26 protein-coding genes are annotated in these 20,805 nt (G+C 58.5%); 6 read left to right on the top strand and 20 right to left on the bottom strand.

What is annotated here, in order from left to right; genetic code table 11:
* Nucleotides 1-8: 8 nt before the first annotated feature.
* The 11 genes from Q0877_RS16060 to Q0877_RS16110 all read right to left on the bottom strand — a co-directional run bounded on the left by Q0877_RS16060 (nucleotide 9) and on the right by Q0877_RS16110 (nucleotide 11,370).
* Nucleotides 9-140 (bottom strand): hypothetical protein, encoded by a 132-nt coding sequence (locus Q0877_RS16060; RefSeq protein ID WP_299169715.1) that lies wholly within the window; start codon nucleotides 138-140, stop codon nucleotides 9-11.
* A gap of 481 nt (nucleotides 141-621) precedes the next feature.
* Complete coding sequence (locus Q0877_RS16065; protein ID WP_299169716.1) at nucleotides 622-975, bottom strand: DUF202 domain-containing protein; 354 nt, start codon at nucleotides 973-975, stop codon at nucleotides 622-624.
* Nucleotides 976-977: 2 nt separating this feature from the next.
* Complete coding sequence (locus Q0877_RS16070; RefSeq protein WP_299169718.1) at nucleotides 978-1,394, bottom strand: YidH family protein; 417 nt, start codon at nucleotides 1,392-1,394, stop codon at nucleotides 978-980.
* Nucleotides 1,395-1,426: 32 nt separating this feature from the next.
* The gene (locus Q0877_RS16075; protein ID WP_299169720.1) at nucleotides 1,427-2,383 is read right to left on the bottom strand and encodes a formylglycine-generating enzyme family protein; all 957 of its coding nucleotides are present in this window, start codon (nucleotides 2,381-2,383) and stop codon (nucleotides 1,427-1,429) included.
* Nucleotides 2,380-3,345 (bottom strand): LysR family transcriptional regulator, encoded by a 966-nt coding sequence (locus Q0877_RS16080; protein ID WP_367182189.1) that lies wholly within the window; start codon nucleotides 3,343-3,345, stop codon nucleotides 2,380-2,382. The genes Q0877_RS16075 and Q0877_RS16080 overlap by 4 nt, the downstream gene beginning before the upstream one ends.
* A gap of 27 nt (nucleotides 3,346-3,372) precedes the next feature.
* Complete coding sequence (locus tag Q0877_RS16085; RefSeq protein ID WP_299169722.1) at nucleotides 3,373-4,674, bottom strand: sulfatase; 1,302 nt, start codon at nucleotides 4,672-4,674, stop codon at nucleotides 3,373-3,375.
* A 73-nt stretch (nucleotides 4,675-4,747) separates the two neighbouring features.
* The gene (locus Q0877_RS16090; protein ID WP_367182191.1) at nucleotides 4,748-6,070 is read right to left on the bottom strand and encodes an ABC transporter substrate-binding protein; all 1,323 of its coding nucleotides are present in this window, start codon (nucleotides 6,068-6,070) and stop codon (nucleotides 4,748-4,750) included.
* A 25-nt stretch (nucleotides 6,071-6,095) separates the two neighbouring features.
* Nucleotides 6,096-6,932, bottom strand: coding sequence for a carbohydrate ABC transporter permease (locus Q0877_RS16095; protein ID WP_299169725.1), 837 nt, complete (start codon nucleotides 6,930-6,932; stop codon nucleotides 6,096-6,098).
* Nucleotides 6,929-7,705, bottom strand: coding sequence for a carbohydrate ABC transporter permease (locus tag Q0877_RS16100; protein ID WP_299169728.1), 777 nt, complete (start codon nucleotides 7,703-7,705; stop codon nucleotides 6,929-6,931). The genes Q0877_RS16095 and Q0877_RS16100 overlap by 4 nt, the downstream gene beginning before the upstream one ends.
* Before the next feature lie 681 nt (nucleotides 7,706-8,386).
* Nucleotides 8,387-9,895, bottom strand: a complete 1,509-nt coding sequence (locus Q0877_RS16105) for a DUF3604 domain-containing protein (RefSeq protein WP_299169731.1) — start codon at nucleotides 9,893-9,895, stop codon at nucleotides 8,387-8,389.
* A gap of 263 nt (nucleotides 9,896-10,158) precedes the next feature.
* Complete coding sequence (locus tag Q0877_RS16110) at nucleotides 10,159-11,370, bottom strand: MFS transporter (RefSeq protein ID WP_299169734.1); 1,212 nt, start codon at nucleotides 11,368-11,370, stop codon at nucleotides 10,159-10,161.
* Between the two features lie 275 nt (nucleotides 11,371-11,645).
* On the opposite strand from Q0877_RS16110, the gene Q0877_RS16115 reads away from it, so the two are divergent.
* From Q0877_RS16115 to Q0877_RS16125, 3 genes are all read left to right on the top strand, one after another.
* A complete protein-coding gene (locus tag Q0877_RS16115) occupies nucleotides 11,646-12,695 on the top strand; it encodes a YhcG family protein (RefSeq protein WP_299169736.1) in 1,050 nt (349 codons plus the stop codon).
* A 205-nt stretch (nucleotides 12,696-12,900) separates the two neighbouring features.
* Nucleotides 12,901-13,356, top strand: a complete 456-nt coding sequence (locus Q0877_RS16120; protein WP_299169738.1) for a GNAT family N-acetyltransferase — start codon at nucleotides 12,901-12,903, stop codon at nucleotides 13,354-13,356.
* A gap of 57 nt (nucleotides 13,357-13,413) precedes the next feature.
* A complete protein-coding gene (locus Q0877_RS16125; protein ID WP_299169738.1) occupies nucleotides 13,414-13,869 on the top strand; it encodes a GNAT family N-acetyltransferase in 456 nt (151 codons plus the stop codon).
* 132 nt (nucleotides 13,870-14,001) lie between these two features.
* Here Q0877_RS16125 and Q0877_RS16130 read toward each other — a convergent pair whose 3' ends face one another.
* Nucleotides 14,002-14,913 (bottom strand): GNAT family N-acetyltransferase, encoded by a 912-nt coding sequence (locus tag Q0877_RS16130; protein WP_299169739.1) that lies wholly within the window; start codon nucleotides 14,911-14,913, stop codon nucleotides 14,002-14,004.
* A 283-nt stretch (nucleotides 14,914-15,196) separates the two neighbouring features.
* Between Q0877_RS16130 and Q0877_RS16135 the strand changes: the two genes are divergently transcribed.
* The 3 genes from Q0877_RS16135 to Q0877_RS16145 all read left to right on the top strand — a co-directional run bounded on the left by Q0877_RS16135 (nucleotide 15,197) and on the right by Q0877_RS16145 (nucleotide 16,955).
* Complete coding sequence (locus tag Q0877_RS16135) at nucleotides 15,197-16,210, top strand: ATP-dependent DNA ligase (RefSeq protein WP_299169740.1); 1,014 nt, start codon at nucleotides 15,197-15,199, stop codon at nucleotides 16,208-16,210.
* 23 nt (nucleotides 16,211-16,233) lie between these two features.
* The gene (locus Q0877_RS16140) at nucleotides 16,234-16,386 is read left to right on the top strand and encodes a hypothetical protein (RefSeq protein ID WP_299169741.1); all 153 of its coding nucleotides are present in this window, start codon (nucleotides 16,234-16,236) and stop codon (nucleotides 16,384-16,386) included.
* Nucleotides 16,387-16,622: 236 nt separating this feature from the next.
* Complete coding sequence (locus Q0877_RS16145) at nucleotides 16,623-16,955, top strand: hypothetical protein (RefSeq protein ID WP_299169742.1); 333 nt, start codon at nucleotides 16,623-16,625, stop codon at nucleotides 16,953-16,955.
* Nucleotides 16,956-17,062: 107 nt separating this feature from the next.
* Here Q0877_RS16145 and Q0877_RS16150 read toward each other — a convergent pair whose 3' ends face one another.
* The 8 genes from Q0877_RS16150 to Q0877_RS16185 form a co-directional block, all read right to left on the bottom strand.
* Complete coding sequence (locus Q0877_RS16150; protein ID WP_299169743.1) at nucleotides 17,063-17,827, bottom strand: hypothetical protein; 765 nt, start codon at nucleotides 17,825-17,827, stop codon at nucleotides 17,063-17,065.
* 90 nt (nucleotides 17,828-17,917) lie between these two features.
* Complete coding sequence (locus Q0877_RS16155) at nucleotides 17,918-18,175, bottom strand: ParB family protein (RefSeq protein WP_299169745.1); 258 nt, start codon at nucleotides 18,173-18,175, stop codon at nucleotides 17,918-17,920.
* Between the two features lie 8 nt (nucleotides 18,176-18,183).
* The gene (locus Q0877_RS16160; protein WP_299169747.1) at nucleotides 18,184-18,459 is read right to left on the bottom strand and encodes a hypothetical protein; all 276 of its coding nucleotides are present in this window, start codon (nucleotides 18,457-18,459) and stop codon (nucleotides 18,184-18,186) included.
* Nucleotides 18,456-18,824 carry a hypothetical protein gene (locus Q0877_RS16165; RefSeq protein ID WP_299169749.1) on the bottom strand — a complete coding sequence of 123 codons (369 nt, stop codon included), beginning with the start codon at nucleotides 18,822-18,824 and terminating at the stop codon, nucleotides 18,456-18,458. The genes Q0877_RS16160 and Q0877_RS16165 overlap by 4 nt, the downstream gene beginning before the upstream one ends.
* A 44-nt stretch (nucleotides 18,825-18,868) precedes the next feature.
* Nucleotides 18,869-19,102: a hypothetical protein gene (locus tag Q0877_RS16170; RefSeq protein WP_299169751.1), complete on the bottom strand. Its 234-nt coding sequence runs from the start codon at nucleotides 19,100-19,102 to the stop codon at nucleotides 18,869-18,871.
* Nucleotides 19,103-19,185: 83 nt separating this feature from the next.
* Entirely contained in the window at nucleotides 19,186-19,677 is a 492-nt protein-coding gene (locus Q0877_RS16175; RefSeq protein WP_299169752.1) for a single-stranded DNA-binding protein, read from the bottom strand.
* Between the two features lie 69 nt (nucleotides 19,678-19,746).
* Entirely contained in the window at nucleotides 19,747-20,010 is a 264-nt protein-coding gene (locus Q0877_RS16180; protein ID WP_299169754.1) for a glutaredoxin family protein, read from the bottom strand.
* Between the two features lie 181 nt (nucleotides 20,011-20,191).
* Complete coding sequence (locus Q0877_RS16185) at nucleotides 20,192-20,467, bottom strand: hypothetical protein (protein WP_299169756.1); 276 nt, start codon at nucleotides 20,465-20,467, stop codon at nucleotides 20,192-20,194.
* Between the last annotated feature and the right edge of the window lie 338 nt (nucleotides 20,468-20,805).

Below are 20,805 nucleotides of genomic sequence, written 5' to 3' on the forward strand. Positions count from 1 at the left end.
ATGTGCAACTAGTTGAAGTGGTGGAAGAAGTTCCTGAGCAGTGGGCCCTCATCCGGCAGGTAGGTGGGCATGATGCTGCCGCACGGACTGGGTACCGACTGACGGCGATACCAGGAGGGACCCGCCTCGAGCAGCTTCACACTGTCACTGTTCCGGCCGCGCAGCTACAGGTGATAGGACGGATCCGTCAGCAATACTTTGCTGCAGCCCAAGCCTTCCTAGAGAGGGTTAGGTTCCTGGTCGAACCAACCGACCCCCAAGCATCGGGCCGACATATCTAAACAGCGGTACGCTCACCGCGGGAAGAATTGTCGGTGCCCAAAGTTACGCTAAGCCCTCTAGCTGCGATCAGTGCCAGCTCTGACGACAGTGCGAATCAATTGACTCGATCAGCAAACATCCGTTCAAAACGCCGATAACGCTCCATTACGTCAGCCCAGACTGCGGTACCTGAACCCGGTACTGAGACGAAGTGAACTGGCACAGCTACGGACAATCTAGACGTTTTCTGGCCCCCCGGCGGTGCCTTCTAACCATCGTTGCGAGCATAGAGTCTTGATGGGCGGCAGATTGGTCGCTCATGTCGCGGCGAGAACGCCGCTTCTCACATCGACCTTGTTTTTACTGCAGCGGGAGGAACAGCACAGTGAAAACTCCGGCAGCTGCCAGTACGACAACGCTTGACGCTACAAAGAATGTGGAAATTAGGTCCGCAGGCATCCGTTCGTTTCTGATACCGAGCGAACCGCGGTGAAATCGGTGCTTCCTGGTCATGTTTATGGTGATGGATATCATTGTTGCTGCAGCGACTAGGGCCCCAGCGAACCAGCCGTAGTGGGGCACCCAACGTAGGAAAATCGCACCTACGACTACCAGCGCTAGTGTCGTCCTTATCCACGCGAGGTCGGTTCGCTCGGGTTGAAGGCCGGCGTCCACATGTAGCTGGGAGGTTTCGTGATCTTTGGGTGAGCGCATGTTTAGGCCTGTCTCATGAGCACGAATGCGATGAATACGAGCGCAACGATGGCCCCGCCGGCTGCTAGGACAGGCGCAATCGCGGGTAGAGGGAGCGGAGCTTTGTGGCGCATCGCGCGTTCGATATTGAGCCAGCGGAAGAAGGACCCTCCCCCGATGATGAGTGCGAGGGACAAGAGAAGAACTGCAATGGTCTTGCGTATGTCGGGCGCGAAGATATCTGTGGTGAAAGCTTCGACGGCAATACCGCCAGCCAACATCGCAAGCGAGGTGCGGATCCAGGCTAGAAAAGTTCGCTCATTGGCGAGAGTGAAACGTGGGTCCGGTTCTGTACCGCCAGCGAGGATGCGGGTCTCGAACCTACGGCGGCCTGAGCCACTACCTTCGCCCGTTTCCCGGCTCGGTTCAGCTTTTGGCATTAAATTGATGCGTTGATGCCGGTTCCGTCGTCTCAATTGTTTTGGCCCACGGTGCGGAAACCTACGTTCCCCGAGGTTGAGTCTGGACGGTTGTGGGAGCGAGCTGAATTGCGGTAGCGATTGCAATAGGAGTCGTGGCAGAGGTATGAACCGCCTCGAAGGACACGGCTTTTGCCTCGCGCTGCGCCATTCGGGTTCTCCTGCGGTGAGGACCGGTAGTAGTTCGGGTCGAACCAGTCAGCGCACCATTCCCACACATTTCCCACGGTTTGCCAGAGACCAAAACCGTTAGGTTTATAGGAACGCACCGGCGCAGTGCCGACCCACCCGTCATCCTTTGAATTTTGCGTAGGAAAGACGCCTTGCCATATGTTGGTCAGCCATTCGTCTTCTCCAAGCGGTTCGTCACCCCATGGATAACGCTTCGCCTGTAAACCTCCGCGGGAGGCATATTCCCATTCCGCCTCCGTGGGTAGGCGACGATCTGTCCATGCGCAGTATGCCACGGCATCATTCCAAGACACATGTACTACTGGATGATCTTCCAGTCCTTCTATGCTGGATTCCCTACCGTAGGGTCGACGCCAATCGGCGCCGTTGACTCCCACCCACCAAGGTGCCTGGCGAACTCGGCCCATGAGATCTTCATCCGGGGCGGCTACCAGGGAATGAAAGACCGCCGAAACGCCCGAACTTTCGGCGTCGGTTCGGTAGCGGGTGGCAGACACGAACCGGTCAAAATCAAGATTGGTCACTGTCGTTGCGTCCACCTCGACGGGGCCGATAACAACGGTATGTACCGGTTCCTCACCATCGACGGGGTTGCCTTCGCCAGTGGAATCTCCCATCAGAAAAGAACCCTTGGGTAGATTTCGCTGTTCGATTCGATGAGCGCCATTTCCCTTGATCGCTATACCCATAGCAGCAGACGTGGGGGCGCGGCCGATGTCAGGAGTACAGCACATCCCTTTTGCTGCCGAGGACTTCATTTACGGGGACCTCCATTCGTTGAGATTGTTCCGTTGGGCGGATGCAGACGTCCCTGGGATATTTCCTCGGCTAGGAAATTTCTCAGGGCTCGCATGAACGTGGACGCGGCTGGTGAGAGTTGACGCGTGCGGGCCCAATGGATCCCGATTTGTCGAGATGCCGAATCTTCATGGATGGGTCTCAGAACTAGCCCGGCGTCACACATCATCCGTGCAGCGAGCAGCCCGATGAGCCCTATGCCAAGCCTTTCTTTCACGAAAGCGAACACTGTGGTCGGCTGGGTCACTGCCATGCTCCGTTCGCGGTCAACCCCGACTTCTGCGAGCAACTGGTGATATTCGCGTCCTATTCGAGCATCGAAACCCGCTTCTCCCGTTGTGACGACCACGTGGTTTGTCAGATCCTGAAGTGAAACCTTCTCTTTCAGAGTGAGCGGATGATCCCTACGGAGCACCACCACAAAGGGGTCGGTCAACAACGAATGGTGCTTTATACCCACCAGTGGTTGTTCTTCGATCATCGGCCGGATGGTCAATTCCACCATTCGGTGCGTTAACGCATCGTCGAGCCAGCTATTGGGCCCCTCATGGACTTCAAACGTGACTTCAGGGTGCATTTCGGCGAACCGCGCAAACAAAGGTGCCAAGATCTGTGAGCTGACGCTCGGAATGCTACCTACAGCCACAGATCCACTGACGCGTCCTGTCCTCGCTACGACTGCTGCCTGCGCGGCTGTCCATTCCGCGATGGCCCCGCGAGCGTGGGGTAGAAACGCCTCACCGGCAGCGGTCAGTGTGGGTGGGTGAACGTCGCGGTTTAGAAGCGGCTCACCGAATAGCGATTCCAGGGAGGCGACATGAGCGCTGATTCGTGATTGGGCGCGGTGCAGGGACCGGGCGGCAGCGGTGAATCCCCCGAGTTCATGCACAGCAATAAATGACCGGCACCAAGTCAATTCCACAACGTTAAGCTTCTCCTACTTGTCTTTCTATACAGCAGAGACACGGTTGGGCAGAGCGCGTGTAGGTTGCTCGGGAGCGGTTACCTCTCCTTCAAGCAAGGGATCGTCCGTACGGATCATGTGATGGTGCAATCGGTCCGCAAGAGCGGATTTCAGTTCAGCATGGTTGGGATCTGCTGAGACGTCGTTGAGTTCCCACGGGTCCTCCGTCAGTAGGTACAGTTCTTCGATGGGCCGTTCATTCAGGTGATTGTCTCCGAACCCTCGACGTGTGGCACTTTCTTCAAGGTCAATTGGAAGGTGGAGGCGAGGCCCGGGGACGAAGTTGCGGATGTACTTCGCTTGGGATGTTCGGAGGGCGCGAATAGGGTCATACCGATCGTGGTAAGTCTTCTCGAGGACTAACTCTCGCTCTTCCGCCGGACTTTCCGGTTCCTGAAGAACGGTCCGGAAACTTTGGCCTTCCAAGTCCTCGTGTGGCTTTCCACCTGCTAGTTCAATCAGCGTGGGAGCAATATCAAGATGGCTCACGATGTGATTCCTGCGTCCGGTGGGCGCGTCCCATTGGCGTGGAAGCTGTGCAATCAGCGAGACTTGCACTCCCGAGTCGTACAATGTGCTTTTGGCCCGGGGGAATGCAACACCATGATCGGTTGTGAAGAGGATGAGTGTGTTGTCCCGGTAGGGGGAATTCTCGATAGCTTCCAGCATGAGCCCTACAGCTTCATCCATTTGCCGGATGGCACCATGGAACTCGCTGATGTCCTGGCGTGTGTCTGTGTTGTCTGGAAGGTAGGCCGGCACATCAACCAGATCCGGGTCTGATGGTTCGTAATCTTCGGCTGGCCACGGCCGGTGCACCTCCCACATTCCAATGGTGAGCAGGAACGGCTGATCCGGATGCGGTTGGTCGAACCACCAGTTAACTCTTCTAGCTACTTCCATTGCGCGTGGAACGAATCCAAGGCCGTGCACTTCGTCGTAGCCCAGAACTCGGGCGTCGAAGTCTTCGTGTTGAAGTCCGATCAGTGCCGAGTGATAGCCCTGCTTACCGAGCATCTCGGGGAGGGTGTCAATTCCGGAGCGGTATTGCCATCCCGCGTGGGTGAGGCCCATCAAACCGTTCTGATGGGGAAGCAGGCCCGTGAAGAGGGATGAACGCGCCGGCGTGCATAGTGGTGCAGTCGCGAAAGCTTTGTCGAAAACTATGCCGTTATCAGCTAGTCGTTGGAGATTGGGGCTGGGGATCGAGGACATTCCGTAGCAGGAAAGCCATGTTCCAAGGTCATGGCAATGAATAAGAACGATATTAGGCCGTTGAGCGTGCATGAGGATTCCTTCAGGGTCGGTACGGTCAAACGGACTTTGTTTTGACACCTCCTAGGTGCCAGAACGCAGTCCGTCAGTTCATGGGATAACCGGCCTCTTGCACGACGGCCGTAAGTTCGCTTTGCATCTGAGTCATGCCTTCTTCAGGACTCACGTCACCGGCGGCGATCGCAGCGAGGATCGGCTCGGTAACGGTAAGGAACTCACCCATAAATTCGAATCTGAACGGCCCCTGTGCAGTCTCTGATGCCTGCCGAACTACGTCCAAGTACGCCTGGGCCGATTCCTCGATACCATCAGCGTCGTACGCATCAGACCGTGTGGGAATCCCGCCTGCTTCTACGAACACTTCCATTCCCTCTTCAGAACTAACCCATTTGATGAAATCGAGCGCAGGGCCTGTGCGCTCCTCCGGCAGATCGGCTGGAACCGCAAGATTCCACGTTCCGGTGGCCGCTATTCCTCCGGGGAGTTCCGCGAAGCCCACCTTGCCAAGGACATTGGAGTTGGCTTCATCGTTCATGCTGTTAGCTGCTGCGGCCACGACGCTCAGCTGGGCTGAATCTCCCGCCTGCATTGCGGCGATTGCTTCGGCCTGCCCAACAGCCTTGGGGTCATCCGGGCCCAGTTCTGCCAGATCCCGGAAGATCGTGGCTGCACGGATGGCTTCTTCAGAATCCATGGCCGGCGTCCAATCGACTCCCTGTTCGCGGAAGAAGCTGCCCCCTTCACCGAGCAGGATGCCAGCAAAATCATAGGTCACTTGAGGAGTGCCGGGAACACCCTGGAACCGTTGGACGTAGCCGTAGCGTGCAGCTTCGGCATCAATCACTTCCTGGCCGTTGGCAATAGTGGCGGCCCAGGTTTCAGGCACTTCCAGCCCCAGCTGCTCATAGATGTCGGACCTGTAGATGAATACCTGCAGGTTTCCCAGTAGAGGGACGCTTGTTAGCACCCCTTCCTCAGTGAACGTTTTCGTCTCTTCATCCCAATACGGAAGTCCGCCGTAGGTGAAGACCTCCTCATCAAGTTGGTAGTCCGGGTCGATATCTTGCAACGGCATGAGCAGTCCGCTGACATTGAACTGCGCCATGTCGACTTCATTGACCTGGTAGACGTCGAAGGCATGAGTGCCGGTTTGAGCGTCATTCAACATCTGAGTCTTCACTTCATCGTTTGGGAATGAGCGCAGGTCAACGTCCACCCCGGTTTCGGCTTCGTAGGCTGCAACTACAGCGTCGTATGCCGGGTTCCACGGTGCCTGGCTGGTGATTACGGTGACTGTCTCGCCTGACCCGAGAGCACCACCTCCCCCGCCGCCGCCCGAACAGGCGGTAAGTGAGGCGGCCAGACCCATGGTCCCGATGACAGCGACTAAACGTGTGTTGTTATTCATATTCGTTGCTCCTTTGCAGTAGTTTTTAGCCTTTGACTGCGCCGGCTGTGAGCCCGGCGACAATCTGACGGTTCGCGAAGACGGCCATGACAATGATGGGGATGGCGGCGAGTGTGCCGGCAGCCGCCATTTCACCCCAGGTGACGGCATATGGCTGAAGTAGCCCTGCGATACCCACGGTGACAGGGGCAGTTTCGCCGCCCGAGGTGAGGGTGAGTCCCATTTGAAACTCGTTCCAGGCCAAGATGCCGGTAAAGATCCCTACTGCGGCGAGGCCGGGTTTCACCACAGGAAGCATGACGAGCAGAAAAGTCTTGGCTTCCGATGCGCCATCAACGAGCGCTGCTTCACGCAGCTCATCGGGTATGCCTGAGAAGTAGGAAGACATCAGAAGGGCAGCGAACGGAAGGTTCAGAAAGCCATTCACAAGGATCAGGCCCGGGACGGTCCCAATAAGTCCGATCTCCGAGAGCAGCAGGTATAACCCAGGCACAAGGGTCATCGGCGGGATAAGAGGAATGAACGCAGCGATGATCAACGCGGGGATGGTAAGCCAACGAGGTGGGTGAAGCCGACTCAGCGCATACCCTGCAAGGGAACCGACAACCATGCACACCGCCACGGAGCCTAGGACAATCATGATGCTATTGAGCACCTGCAACATGAACGTTCCGTCGGCGAAGATCGTGGCGAAGTTACCCAGCCAGAAAGAGATCTGCCAATCCGAGGCGACGATGTTGCGGTTTGGCATGAAGGCCAGGAATACGGTCCATGCTATTGGGGCGACGGCAATGAGAAGGATCACGGCAAGTGTCACTTCGACTGCAACATTTGATTTACGGTCAGTTTGGACTGTACTCATCGTGCGTCGGCCTTAGAACGGAAGAATAGAAAAACACCAAGAATGACTGCGGTGGCAAGGACAACAGCGAGGCTGAAAGCCGACGCTTCTCCGAGCTCCAGATTGTCGAAGAACAAGGTCTTGATATGTTGCGACACCAAGGTAGTAGCACCATCTGGACCACCTCGCGTAAGAAGATACATCTCGTCAAATGCCTTCACTCCCATGATGATTCTCACCACCACAACGGCTGCAATCGCCGGTTTCAGGGCGGGGAGCACCACAAAACGAATGAGCTCAACCTCCTTGGCGCCGTCGACACGGGCTGCTTCCAACGTGCTCGCATCGATAGCCTTCAACGCCGTGTAGAGGAACAAGAAGACAACTGGAGTCCAGTGCCACACGTCAACGAGCACAATCGCCGCCATGGCGGACGGGCCATCTGCTATCCAACCTTGCTCCGGAAGTGACAAGGTTCTAAGGACCTTATTCAATCCTCCAGCAGTAGGGCTCAGGATTAGAAGCCACATGAGGCTGACAACTACGGGCGCAACCACCGCCGGCCAGATAAGCACATTGCGCGCTATCGGCAACAGCTTCACCGCACGATCAACTAACAGCGCAAGTACGAGCCCAAGAATCAGGGATAACAACACGGTCGCACCGATGAAAAAGAGCGTATTGCCTACCGCCTGCCAAGAATCTCCCTCAGAGAAGACCTGTCGAAGGTTGGCCAGACCGGTGAACTCCCAAGTGAACTGGCCGCTTCTGATCTGAACGTCGGACACAGCCATTCGAGCGACTTGAAACAACGGGTACGCCGCGAATGCCAAACCAAAAAGGACAAAAGGAAGTAAGGCGAGAATGGCGAAGGGCGTGCTGCGCGAGCGCTTCCGCCTTTCCGGCCTCTGTTCTCTCGACCGTGCCGCCTCCCTCACCCTCGGGGATTCTTCCACTGTGCTTCTCATACAACCTCGCTGTTGTCAGGGGCTGAGCGCCCGGTCTCATTCCAAGGTAGAAGCCACGGTTTTATCTGTCCAACGCTTTAAATAACTGGCATCGATCCGTTAAACGGATGGATCGGAATTGAGGCAAGGAGCCGAGCTTGCTGCTCTAGCATCGATAGGTGGTTCATGGGGTATTGTCTTCGGTCAATTGACCGCAATGTTCCCTTGAAGCGGCCCATGGTGCTAAAGCCAAGCGGAGGTATCCGCGGTGTCACCGGTGGGGGCTCGCCAAACTTCTAGTGGCAGATGGCGACTAACCACACGATTCTGCGCCCGACTCCCGGTCGTGGGCGAAGCCGAGGGTAAGGGCGACGAGATTCACCCTGTCCGCTCGTCTGACTGGTACAGCTTCAGTTTTTATGGCGGCTGGGCAGTTAACTATCGCGAGCAAGAAAGAGCCAGCGGCGATAATTCCTGTCAGCATGCCGTACAGAGAAAGGAGGACCGATAAGCAGGGCCAAGACCAGCTCATCGCGCCTTAGCGCGGCTGTGCGGCACCCAGATCGGGGAGCTCCACGCGTACTGGTCGTTATGCTGCTTGACCCGCGTGTAATACCAGTCTTCTTGACTGCCCGTTCCCTGATCGGTGAACGACCATTCAAGATCAGTGGTTTGGTGGGGCTCTGCTCTTTCAAAAACATACGCGCCACTGATGAAACCACCCAAGAATCCCACTTTGGGGCCATTCAACAGTTCGCCGAGCGAGTGAACTACCTCGCGGCCGTTGATGCGGGCGATGACTTTGGTGGAAGCATCACCACTCAAGTGCAAGGCGAACCGCTGCGTGGCGTCCGTGACGACCGTCGGGTTCCCCCATGTACGGGTAGTGACTGTAACCCGCTGGGCGTCCTGCTGCTTCCAACTCGAGAATACGAACTCATCCGGCTCACGCTCGCTCGGCGCCACAACATCGAAACCATGCAAGCGGGGCTCAACCGCGTTGATACGTCCGTCGATGACCTCAAGATCAATGTCCCAATCAGTCTGAAGCCCTACCTCTCCCCAGCCCACACCGAAGGACACCACCCCCTTGAAGGCGGCGCCTACTGCAGCCGCTGCGGGGCGTTCCCGTGCAATGATTTCTCCATTACGGACGACTTCGACGTAATCGAGTGCCGCCCCGCCTTTGACTGAGACGTCGAGAGTGCGACTACCCTCAGCGCGAACAACTGAACCCATGGGTTGCCCGTTCAATGCTGTGGCCAACATGATACGGTCCCCGGTGACGCAGTAGGTGCGGCGGGATGTAATCGCGTCCCAGATTCCCTCTCGAGTCAGTTCGTCCGCCCAGACCATGGCACGTCCGTAGCCATAGCTACCGGGATGTGCGCTGTGGTGGTCGGTGGACCCAATGAAACCGAAGCGATGTCCTGCCTGGAGACCGAAGGTGGACGTACTGCCTACATCCCGCGGCCCCATAGTATGCAGGTAAGGCCTTGGTGACCGATCGTCCTCGCCGCTACCATGCATCGAGACGAGTTCGATTACCGGTGAAAGCTCCTCGGTGTACGTGTCCCAGTTGATACCGCGTGAGCCCTTGAGATAGCCGATGTGGTGAGGAAGCATCATGGCCGGGAGACCTGCCCGTCTAATTACCTGAAGTGATTCGCGGAGGTCCTCGAGCGAATTGGACTGCGCCGGCGCCAGCGGTCCACGTGCAGATCGGTAGTAGACGCAGTGGTCTCCGTAAGTCATGCTGTGCCACTCGAACGAGAGGAAGGAAACAAACTTCCCTTCCTCATGGACTGATTCGGTCACATCCTGTACATGATTCCATGCCTCCCTCAGCCGCTTGAATCCCTGACGATGATAATCAGCAACAGCCCGAGGATCCTCGGGCATATCGTGCCAATTGGCATGACCTGTCACAGTCGCGAAATCGAGTTGGAGCTGCGCGTTGCGATAGGCGTCCTCGATGCTCCCATGCCCGTAACTGATGGCACAGTGATTATGCAGATCCCCTGCGAAGGCGGCCATCCCCTCATATGCTTCAAGCGTTGTCGTCGGTCTTAGAAGAGCCATATCTTCCTTCTACTCGTTGATTCATCCCCAGCCCGAATCAAGCTAAGCCGATAACGGCCCATACGTCAGCCCCAACTGGAGTACGTAAACGTGGGTACTGAAACGGGGCAAACGAGCACGGATAACGAGACACATTCTGTCGGCGTGTCCCGTCTCAGTCGGCGGGGTAACGGAAACCATCGTTACCGTCCACATCTTGGAGTCTCGATCCTGGTCCCCTATTCGGGTTGGTCTGCATGTCGTAGGCGGAGTAGGAACGGTGTGCAGATCGCCAGTATGACGCTGGCGATCACGGCGCTTATGGCAAGAGCCGGGCCAGGGCCGGTGCTGTCGGTGGTCGCTCCGAAGATGACTGCACCGAGGGCAGCTCCGAAATTTACCGCGGTGTTGATCCAGCTGCTTGCTTCGGTGCGCGACCGAGGGTCGGTGCGTTCGTCTGCGGCGAGGTATCCGACGATGAGTTGGGGTGCGAGGCACAGCCCGCTCAGTGTGAACCCGATGAGTGCCGCGAGGGGTCCGCCTATAAGGCCCATGATGGCGGTGATGATCAGTGGTGCAAGGGCCAGGACGAGTAACTGTCGTTCCAGAACCGCTTGCAGTCGCATTCGGCCATAGAGCAGTCCGCCGAGAGCGCTGGCTCCGGCGAAAAGCGCGAGCAGTACACCTGATAGAAGCGTGTTGGACTCCGATTCAGCCACGGCAGGAGCCGCGATTTCGATGCTTCCGAGGATCACGCCTGGAGCGATCATTGTGATCACCACGGGTGTGAAGCCTCGGGAGCGCAGCGGGGAACGAGTCGGCAGTGCGTTCGCGTAATCGGTGTGATGGGTGCCGAGTTGGCGGCGTGAAAGTGGGCTGGTGACAAACAGTGTTGTGCCGATGGCGACGCAGGCGGCGGAGAGCAGTAGGGATGCGAACGGATCGATGATTACCGCGAGAAGCGCTGCGGCCAGGGGTCCGACTGCGAACGTCACTTCTTCAGCTACCGCGTCTAGGCTGAATCCGCGAGTGCGCATCCCGCCGGCTGGTAACGCAGCGGACCATAACACCCGCATGGTCGCTCCAAAAGGCGGTGAGGATGCCCCAGCAATCACACTCAGGCCCAGCAAGATAGGTAATCCCGCGTTACCTGCGAGTCCCAGGGCGATGAGAGAGAGTGTGTGGGTGAGGCCCAACACGGCCAACGTCATCGTCTGCCCGCGCCGGTCTATCAGTCTCGCCCGCCATGGCGTAGCCACGACATTTGCGATTCCGAGTGTGGCCGTGACGGCTCCGGCAACGGCGAAGGAACCGGTGGACTGTTCGAGTAACAGCACGAGTGCAAGCCCCGAGGTCGCCAGCGATAGGCGTCCGAGGATACTCGGTAGGAATGAACGAGCAGTGTGTTCGGTGTTGAGCACGGCTCGGTAGGACGGTTGTTCTGTGGTCATCACGGTCTCCGGTGCGATGAACCCTCGACGCAAGTGAGGTTAGCGGAGAGTTCTAATCTTCAGGGGTCTGCACGCCGGAAAAATGGCGCACTCAAACCCGCCCGGGGCCGGTGCTGGGAACTGCGAGGGGCGGGTCGCAGGACCGTTAATTGAACATGACGATGAAACAGAACATCAGGGGTAGCCTAACGGACTCAGCGACAACGCCTATGCGGCCGTTTTGACGGATACCCCTTCGATTCGTTCCAGGAGGCGCGTCCCGGGAGAATAAGTTCATGGTCCGTACCGATGTCGTTCTACCCGAGGGTTATGCCTCCACACTTGATGCGTTGAAGCGCCGGGTCCGTGATGCTCAGATTCGGGTGCAGCGGACTGTTAATACTCAACTGATCGAGTTGTACTGGAATATCGGGAATGAAATCCTCTCACAGCAGGTACGTCAAGGGTGGGGAACCGGCGTCGTCAGGCAGTTGGCTGCGGATCTCCGTGCAGAGTTTCCGCAGATGAAGGGCCTTTCCCCAAGCAATCTGCAATACATGCGCGCCTTCGCGGCTGCCTGGCAAGACGAGGAGCCAATTTCCCAGCAGACTGCTGGGAAATTGCCATGGGGCCACATCATGGTCCTGATCGACAAGCTCGACGATGCTCCCACCCGCGACTGGTACGCCTTGGCCGCTGTGGAGTACGGGTGGTCGCGCAACGTGCTGATGAACATGATTATGAACAAGTCGATGCAACGCACCGGGGCGGCGCCGTCGAATTTCACCCGCCAGCTCTCCACACCTGATTCCGAGCTGGCTCAACAGGTAGCCAAAGACCCGTACGCTTTCGAGTTCCTGGGGCTCTCCGGCGAGGTGGCGGAACGGGATCTGGAGCAGGCGCTAACCGACCGGATCGTAGATACCCTGCGCGAACTCGGTCCCGGATTCGCGTTCGTGGGCAGACAGGTGCATTTCGATGTCGGCGGAGATGATTTCTACATTGATTTGCTGTTCTTCCACGTCGACCAGCTGCGCTACTTCGTCATCGAACTCAAAACCGGAAAATTTCAGCCGGAATACGCCGGGAAACTCAACTTCTACGTCGCCCTGGTTGATGACAAACTCAAACGTCCCGCGCATAACGACACGGTGGGCATCCTCATCTGCGGCAGCAAGAACGAACACACTGTCCGGTACGCCCTAGGGCGCTCGGACTCCCCCATGGCCATCTCCACCTACACCTACGAATCTCTGCCACCGGCGGAGCGAAACGCCCTTCCCCGCGCCGAGGAACTCTCTGCAGCCTTCGACCAAATCGACCCACCACCCGATACGGGCAACTGAAGAACCACCCGCACCCCCACATCGTCCCGCCGGTTTTTGCAGTCACGGAGAGGGGCCCATCACCGTGCAGATATTCGGGCAGGTCTTTCGCGCGTTACAGCGACAGCACGGATATAAGACATCGGCGGGCTGGAAAGCGGTGCGTTGAGGGTTCGGCTTATGGCCCTGATCTGTCTGGAATGATCCACCGAAATAGGATCGGAAGATGCTGATACGCGAGGCAGGTTTGGCTGACATCATTGGCGTTGACGAAATCTGCGATGCCAGTGGTAGAAGCCGCTGGTCTCCGAACCTTCTCCGGGTGAAGCAGGACCGGCAGGTTCTGGTTGCAGAAGTAGAAGGCAAAGTCATTGGAGTGGCCAAGACCCATTTTCATGAGGATTCAGGAGGCGATGGACCTGCCGGTCATTACCTCGGCGGCATTGTTGTGGCTCGGGAGTACCGCCGCCAGGGTGTAGCGACCGCGCTCACGAAGAAGAGGTTGGATTGGATCTGGTCTGTTGCCGGGACTGCTTACTATTTCGCGAACGAACACAACATCGCGTCGATCAGGATGCACGAGGGTTTTGGCTTTCGCGAGCTCGGTCGCTTTGCCAATATCCATGGAGTGACCGCTGATGACGGGCAGTCGTATCTGATCCTCTTCGAAGCGCATCGCTGAGGGTTCGGCTTATGGCCCTGATCTGTCTGGAATGATCCACCGAAATAGGATCGGAAGATGCTGATACGCGAGGCAGGTTTGGCTGACATCATTGGCGTTGACGAAATCTGCGATGCCAGTGGTAGAAGCCGCTGGTCTCCGAACCTTCTCCGGGTGAAGCAGGACCGGCAGGTTCTGGTTGCAGAAGTAGAAGGCAAAGTCATTGGAGTGGCCAAGACCCATTTTCATGAGGATTCAGGAGGCGATGGACCTGCCGGTCATTACCTCGGCGGCATTGTTGTGGCTCGGGAGTACCGCCGCCAGGGTGTAGCGACCGCGCTCACGAAGAAGAGGTTGGATTGGATCTGGTCTGTTGCCGGGACTGCTTACTATTTCGCGAACGAACACAACATCGCGTCGATCAGGATGCACGAGGGTTTTGGCTTTCGCGAGCTCGGTCGCTTTGCCAATATCCATGGAGTGACCGCTGATGACGGGCAGTCGTATCTGATCCTCTTCGAAGCGCATCGCTGAGGGTTCCTCAACTGGGATGGCCCGGCGGCCAACCGCTCGCTGATGCCAAAGATCGGGCGTTCCCCGCCTCGGCCACTCCGCCCGCCGGACATGCCCGAGGCGGTTGTCGCGGCGCTGGCTCACTCGCGTCCCTCAGGCACCCCGCTGAAGGTCGGCCACCTGCTCGTGCGCGGTAAATCCGGCCGCGACGTAGGTGGAGACGGCCGCGGCGTTGGAGCTCTCGGCGCACACGATGGCGCTAGACGATCCCATCTCCTGCAACGCAGACGCGGCGGCCACCGAGATGGCCACCCCGTAGCCGTTTCCCCGATGGTCTCGATGCACTCCCATGGGTTCCAAGAGCCCGGGTCGACCTGGCCCCGCCGACCACACCGTTGTGACGGCGACGGCGTTGTCGTGTCCGTCGAACGCGGCCAAGCTGCGTGCCCGGTGGTAAAACGGACCTCTAGCCATAGTCAGCCACAGTTCGCGGTAGTCACGTCGTTCCTCCTCGCTGAACTGCGTGCCCTTAAATGCTGACCAATGGACGGCGACCCAAGGATCGACTAGGTCCGGCCCGATAGTCTCGATGCGCAGCCCGGTTTCCTCCACCCGCTCCTCGTCGACCAGGCCTGAGGCTGAGAGATCGCGACGCAGCGGCGTCCAAGGCTCCTCGGGCTGCCATCCCTCCTCCGACAGCAACTGCGAAAAGCGATCGGCGCCTCGCGCTTCGACGATGGCGTTTCCAGCGTCCAAGACTCCACGCTGCGGGTCGTTGACGTCGGCGACGAGTTGCCGGGATAGCTCGTCGTCGTCGCGTAGATCGGGGTCAACAGCCATGCGCAGCAACCCGTCAGAGCCATCCAGTAGTCCCAGTGCAAGAATCTTCCCCTCCCGTGACCAGGCGCGCAGCGAAGCGGCAGTCTTGGCAGCACCTCTCAAGGAGTACCAACCCAGATCACCGGGGTGCAGATGCAGTGGCCCCTCGTCGCACTGCCAACCACTGAGGACCTCGGTCACGTAGTCGAGCTCCTGAATACCTGGCGTGCTCATCACAATGCTCATGGGTCGATTCAACACCAGCTGCGGTCGCCTTCCCACGGAAGAGCCTCCGGGCGTCCGCACCTGCCCTACCGCGTGTCGGTGAAGGATCCGTAAGGAGTCCGCCTCCTGCCCACGTGTGCACGGCACAAGCTCCCCCACGCTTCGCTGCTTGTCCCGCACCCACGTGGACAGCAGGAACCAGTCTGACCGTCTGCACACACCCACCACGTCACCGGCGTTGGGAGTCTCTCCTCGAGTAAGCGGTGGGCGGTGCACAGCCTAGTTCCGGGGCGATAATGGGTCGATGAAGAGCGCACCGCTCACTGCGGGCCCGCCGGCACTGGCGTTGGCCCGGGCGGTGCCGAAGATCCCCGCACTGGATGCCCTGCCGGGCGGCTCAATGTATGAGCCCAAATGGGACGGCTACCGGATCGTAATTTCATCCGCTGAAGACGCAACGACTTTGTGGAGTCGCCAGGGCAAGGACCTCACCCGCTACTTCCCGGACCTTGCTGCGGCGGCCGAGGATCAGATCCCGCCGGGTTTCATCGTTGATGGTGAAGCGGTCATCTGGACCGATGGTCGGCTCGACTTCGAGGCGCTGCAGAAAAGACTCACCACCTCAAAGAAGAACCTGGCAGCGTTGGTAAGCGAGCGTCCCGCGACCTTTGTGGCGTTCGACCTGCTGCAGGCCGCCGGCACCGACACCCGCGGCTTGGCGTTACGTGACCGGCGTGAACTGCTGGAGGAACTCGCCTCCTGGTGGGAGCCACCCTTGGACCTCTCCCCCGTCACCACCGACCTGGCCAAAGCAACCATCTGGTTCGAAACGATGCCCGCAACCGGTGTCGAAGGTCTTGTCATCAAGGGTGCCGACCAGGAGTACCAGGGCGGCGAGAGGCAATGGCTGAAGGTCAAGCACCGGGAAACGTTGGACGTGGTGTGCGCGGCTGTAATCGGCCCGATCAACAGGCCGGAGATGGTCGTCGCCGGGTTGCCTATCGGTGGTGAGCTGCGCATCGTCGGCCGCACATCCCTCCTGAAAGGGCAGACCTCCAGAGCGCTGGCCGCACACTTGAAACCCGGAAGAACAGATCACCCGTGGCCAGCGGAAGTGAAATCCGGCGCGATTGACCGATTCAACAGCACGAGCTCCACGACGGCGCTGACACTGGTTGAGCCTATGGTCGTGGAAGTCTCCGCCGATACAGCGTTCTCCGGCTCATCCTTCCGCCACGCTCTGCGGTACAAACGTGCCCGTCCGGAACTGGATCCTGCCGACGTCGCCGTTCCGGGCCATCTGGTCCTTAACCCCTGATTCCGGGCGGTACGGTGGCAAGAATGGAACTCACAGGCACTATCCGCCAACCGGAAAACGCAGAAACCAGCCACCTCACCGCCACCGGCGCAACCTACGACGAAGCCCGGGCGGCACTGGATGCCCTAATCCCGGACGGTGCCCAACTGATCGCTCTGCGCACCGACCGCACATGACTACTGTTCGAACTCGTGTTCTAATTTAAGCCAGTTCCCTTGAAGGGGTTAAACGACCAATGCCGGCGCCGTACGAATGGGGGAAACGTACGGAAACCGGCACCGGGAGGACAAGTCCTCTGTCGCTACCACCAATCGGGGGAATCGGTGTTGCTGTTGTTCAGCCTATCGACCGCACTCGCATGGTGCTGGGATGTTCGCCCTGAGCGTGCCCGCACTGCCAGTCGGGAAGGGAGGTGTCGGCGATCGGCGAGAGCAAAAGATACCGCGCTTACTACGACCGGCTGCTGGATGATTGGATTGAGCGTTTCGTGATGAGGGAAGAGCCCGTGATGCTGACCGAGGCTGAACTCGACCTTGAGCATCATCCGGCCCATGAGTTCAATCCCGCTCGGCGTGTCCATGCCTGGATCCGCTACCCCTCACAGGCGTACCTGGTTCAGGCCAACGCCACGGCGTGGACCTCGACGGCGATCCGTATCTGGTTCTTTGAACCGAAAGTCAGAATCCACCGTGAAGGGTGGGTCTGGCGCAGCGCCGTAACACCCACCCCACCCAACGAGCAGTAGGAACAAACTCCCTACTCAGCGTTCTCGTCCGGGAGTTCTACTCCTCGCTGGGTTGCTTCGGTGTGCTTGTGTAGGCGCCTGCACCGTCCTCCTCGAAGGATCGATGATCAGGGGCAGCCTAGAGGTTGGCGAGTCAGATTCAGGCTTCCAGGTTTTTGTCGTACAAAACCAAACCGTTCATAGATCACAGCAGTCTTCTCCGACGCTGCGGTGGCAACGACTGGAGTTTCGACGGGGACGAAGGTCTCGATAGCGGCCTTCGCGAAATCCAGACCGCGGCACTGTGCACCGGGTGCGGACGCGAGGGCTTGTGCCACCCAATAGGAGCCTCGCGGCCGCGTTGCCAGCGCCTCTACTAAGACCGAGACACTCCCGCCACCGCCAATTGAAGAGGCTACGAGTAGAAGGCCGATCACGAACCAAGCCGGCCACAGCAAGCCAACCCATGGTTCCACCGAATCGCCTAGACCCATCAGAGCGAACAGCCAGATAACAAACGCGAATAGGGCTCCGAAGAAGACGATGGCCATGGACCCGACACGTTGCAGGGTCTTCTTAGTGTTCCTGGCCTCTGTCAAGAGAATCACGGCATCGCGCGACGGCGTGGTGATCACGTCTCCTGCCGGCATGTACATGAGGAAGAGGAGCACGAAAATGGGCACCATCAGCACCGCTTGCGCACGTTTGCGCCAGTAAGTCCGAGAACCCTTCCCTCTGCTGAAGGCCAATGCGGTGTTCCAGCTCAAGGGGAGCAGATCAACTAGATGTGCGCGCTTCACTCTCGGCTGACCGCCAGCTACCGGTTCTATAGAACGCGCCACAGCGACGTCTTTGATGGTGAGGAAGCGGGGGTTGTCTTGGCTTTTAGTCAATGGTTGTCCTCAGAGATGAAGGTGGGGCCGGGGGCTGCACCACACAGCTCCCGACCCCTGTTTCTTTCTTGTTTTCCCGCGAAAGGAAATCTATTCAGCTCGGTGTCTCTCTTCGTCCCGGCTTCGCCTGCCAGTGCGCAAAGCACCCGGTGGTACGGGTTCCCAGGGCTTTCCGTTGTTGTGTTTGCGCTGTAGCCGGCGGACTTCTCTGAGTACCGCTGCTTCGATCAAGTCTGACACGGACGCGTACCCCTCGGCGGGCCCTGTGGATAAAAACGCTGCACGCACCTGATCAGCATCAGATTGGGTGAAGTACGGGGTAAACGAGGCAGATTTCCGCTTACTCACTTACTCACTTACTCATCCGCCGCTGATCGTTCATTTTTTTGTGAGCGGCGGACGTATTTCAGGTACAGAGCCCACAAAACAGCTGCGATAGCAGCGCTGACCAGTGCAATTCCGCCCAGCACCACACCGGGCGTTTCCCCGTTGTAATACTCCATCATCAGTTGTACTACCGCCGAGAGGGTCATCGCACCGAAGATCAGCGCTCCGCCGCCCGCGAAGGTTCGGATCAGCCGGTCGGCGAGCAGGGAGTCCCTGAATCTGCGGTGGTTGGTGGTCATGGTCATGTCTGGGTTTCCTTGTATCCCTGCCGACTGATCGCGCTCTGCGCTTTCGCCAGCTCCGCACCTAGCTGCTCGGCGAGCTGCGCGGCGCAGGTGAGGTGGTCAGTTGCGGTGGCCACGGACTGCACGGGATCCCGGCCGTCGTCTTCGTACACCTCATGGGTGTCCAGGGACCTGCCGAGCCCGCTGGCGAGCTGCTGGCAGGCCTGCGGCAGCATGTTCCCGACGCCTTTGAGGTTTCCCAGGATGCTGTAGACCAGGGGTGCCGGCAGGGAGCGGGCATCGATGGTCAGGTGGTTGATTGCGCGGATGGCCTCATAGGCGTCATCGGCGCGCTGGATGACCTCGGGTGTTTCATCATCTGACATGGCTGGTTCTCGTTTCTGCGGGATCAGGGGTCTTGCAATTTTGGTCAGGCAAGAATTAGGAGGACGCTTCCGGCAGCGAACATGAGGGCGGCGGCCAGGGTGATCCCGATTCCCTGCCTACGCACACTTGCGCGGGTGCGGTTGAAGAAGATTTCGTGTTGGTCGAAGTCAGCTCGGGCCGAACCTCCGAGGTAGAAAGCGCCGAGAAGGAGAGTGATGAGTCCGACGATGAAGGCAACGATGGCCATGAAGGACTGTGTTCCCTGCAGGAATTCCATATGCGTTCCGTTCTAGGAGTGCGATTCAACGAATAGGTTGGCACACCCCGCCGACATTCCGGGTTCGGCGGGGTGCGCTTCCTCTAGAACGGTGGCTCGCTGGTTTCCGGTGCGTTACCCCAGCCGCTATTGCTGCCGGCATTCGCTGGTGCTCCCCACGGGTCGTTCTGTCCGCCCTGGTTACGCTGCGCTCCACCGCCGTCGCTGGGGCGTTGGGTGCGGTTAATTTTCGCTGATGCATATCTCAAGCTCGGGCCGATCTCGTCGCACTCGAGTTCCATGACGGTACGCTTCTCGCCTTCCTTCGTCTCATAGGAGCGGGACTTCAACCGGCCCTGGGCGATGACACGGGTGCCCTTGGTAAGTGTTTCAGCGACGTTCTCCGCCGATTCACGCCACACCGAGCCGCGCAGGAAGAGGGTTTCGCCGTCTTTCCATTCGTTGGATTGCCGGTCGAAAGTGCGCGGTGTGGATGCAATGGTGAAGTTCGCTACCGCCGAACCCGAGGGTGTAAAGCGCAACTCCGGGTCTGCGGTGAGATTCCCGACGACGGTGATGGTGGTTTCGCCTGCCATGATGATCAACTTCCCTTTCGTGGTGATTGTGGTGTTGTCGTTGAATAACTGAGTGCTGGGTTTGGGTGGTTAGGCGGCTTGGCGTGCTGCCTGGATGAGCTTGTCCATGCGCAGCCCTGACCAGTGGTCTTCACCGTCCGCATCATTGACGACGACCGGCGCCTGGGAGTACCCGAGTCCGCCGTCTGCCGGGTCACTGGAGATGTACTCGAACGCTGCAGGGACTTTGGTGATGTCAACCTCGGCGTATGTGACGCCTTTCCGGTCAAGGTAGCCCTTGGTCTCTACGCAAACGGGGCAGTTCGGTTTCGTGTAAACGGTGTACGTGGCCATTGACAGTCCTTGGTTTCGTATTGGTTTTAGTAAGAGTCAACTGCTGTACTGCTACCTCAATTCTAACTTTTTTTCATCTGAAAAAATAGGTTCTTGAGGCTTGTTTACGGGGTTTTTCTTGCTTTTTTCGGTGATGTGGTGGCAGCCCCCGTGGGGTGAGACCGTCGCCAACCTTCACCGGTTACGCACCCAGTGTGATGCGGTTTTCCCTGGCGAAGAGGGTGCAGATCAGTTCGGTCCTCCACTCCCCCAGCGCGTAGGCCATAGCGTTCTGAAGTACCGTGTCGCTGACCTTCGCTTCACGGATGATTGCCTGTTTCATGCCGTTGATGTGCCTCGCAAGGTCCTCGGAGCCTTGGGTGCTGTAGGTGACTGGTGATTTCTCCACGATTTCCGAGAGTGCGGTCAAAAGGACAACGGCCGCTGCCGCGTCTTGTTCGTAAGCCTGTTCTGCCATGGTGTTTCTCCTTCTTTCGCAGGATGAGAGGTAAGCGGGCGGAATGTGGTGATCCCCAGCCAGTTGGCCCTTGTCCCTCCCCGTTGTTTTTTGCCTGCTGGCAAGCTTGCTTGCTTGGTCCCGACGGAGCAGTGTCAACCCGCAGGGCACAAGGGGCGGGAAAGTTTTGTCGGCGGAATAAGCGACGTAGGAGCGCGCCGGGAAAAGCTTGTCGGCGCTGGGGCCCGACGTAGGAGGGCTTGACGGTGTGGAGCGGGGCCACATAATCCGTAGGAATCTCAATGATGTTGTCAACGGACTATTTGGCCTGCTGGCAGGGTGTCCCGACCAGTTGTAGC

The organism is uncultured Arthrobacter sp. (genome assembly GCF_947495145.1).
Classification (GTDB): domain Bacteria; phylum Actinomycetota; class Actinomycetes; order Actinomycetales; family Micrococcaceae; genus Arthrobacter_D.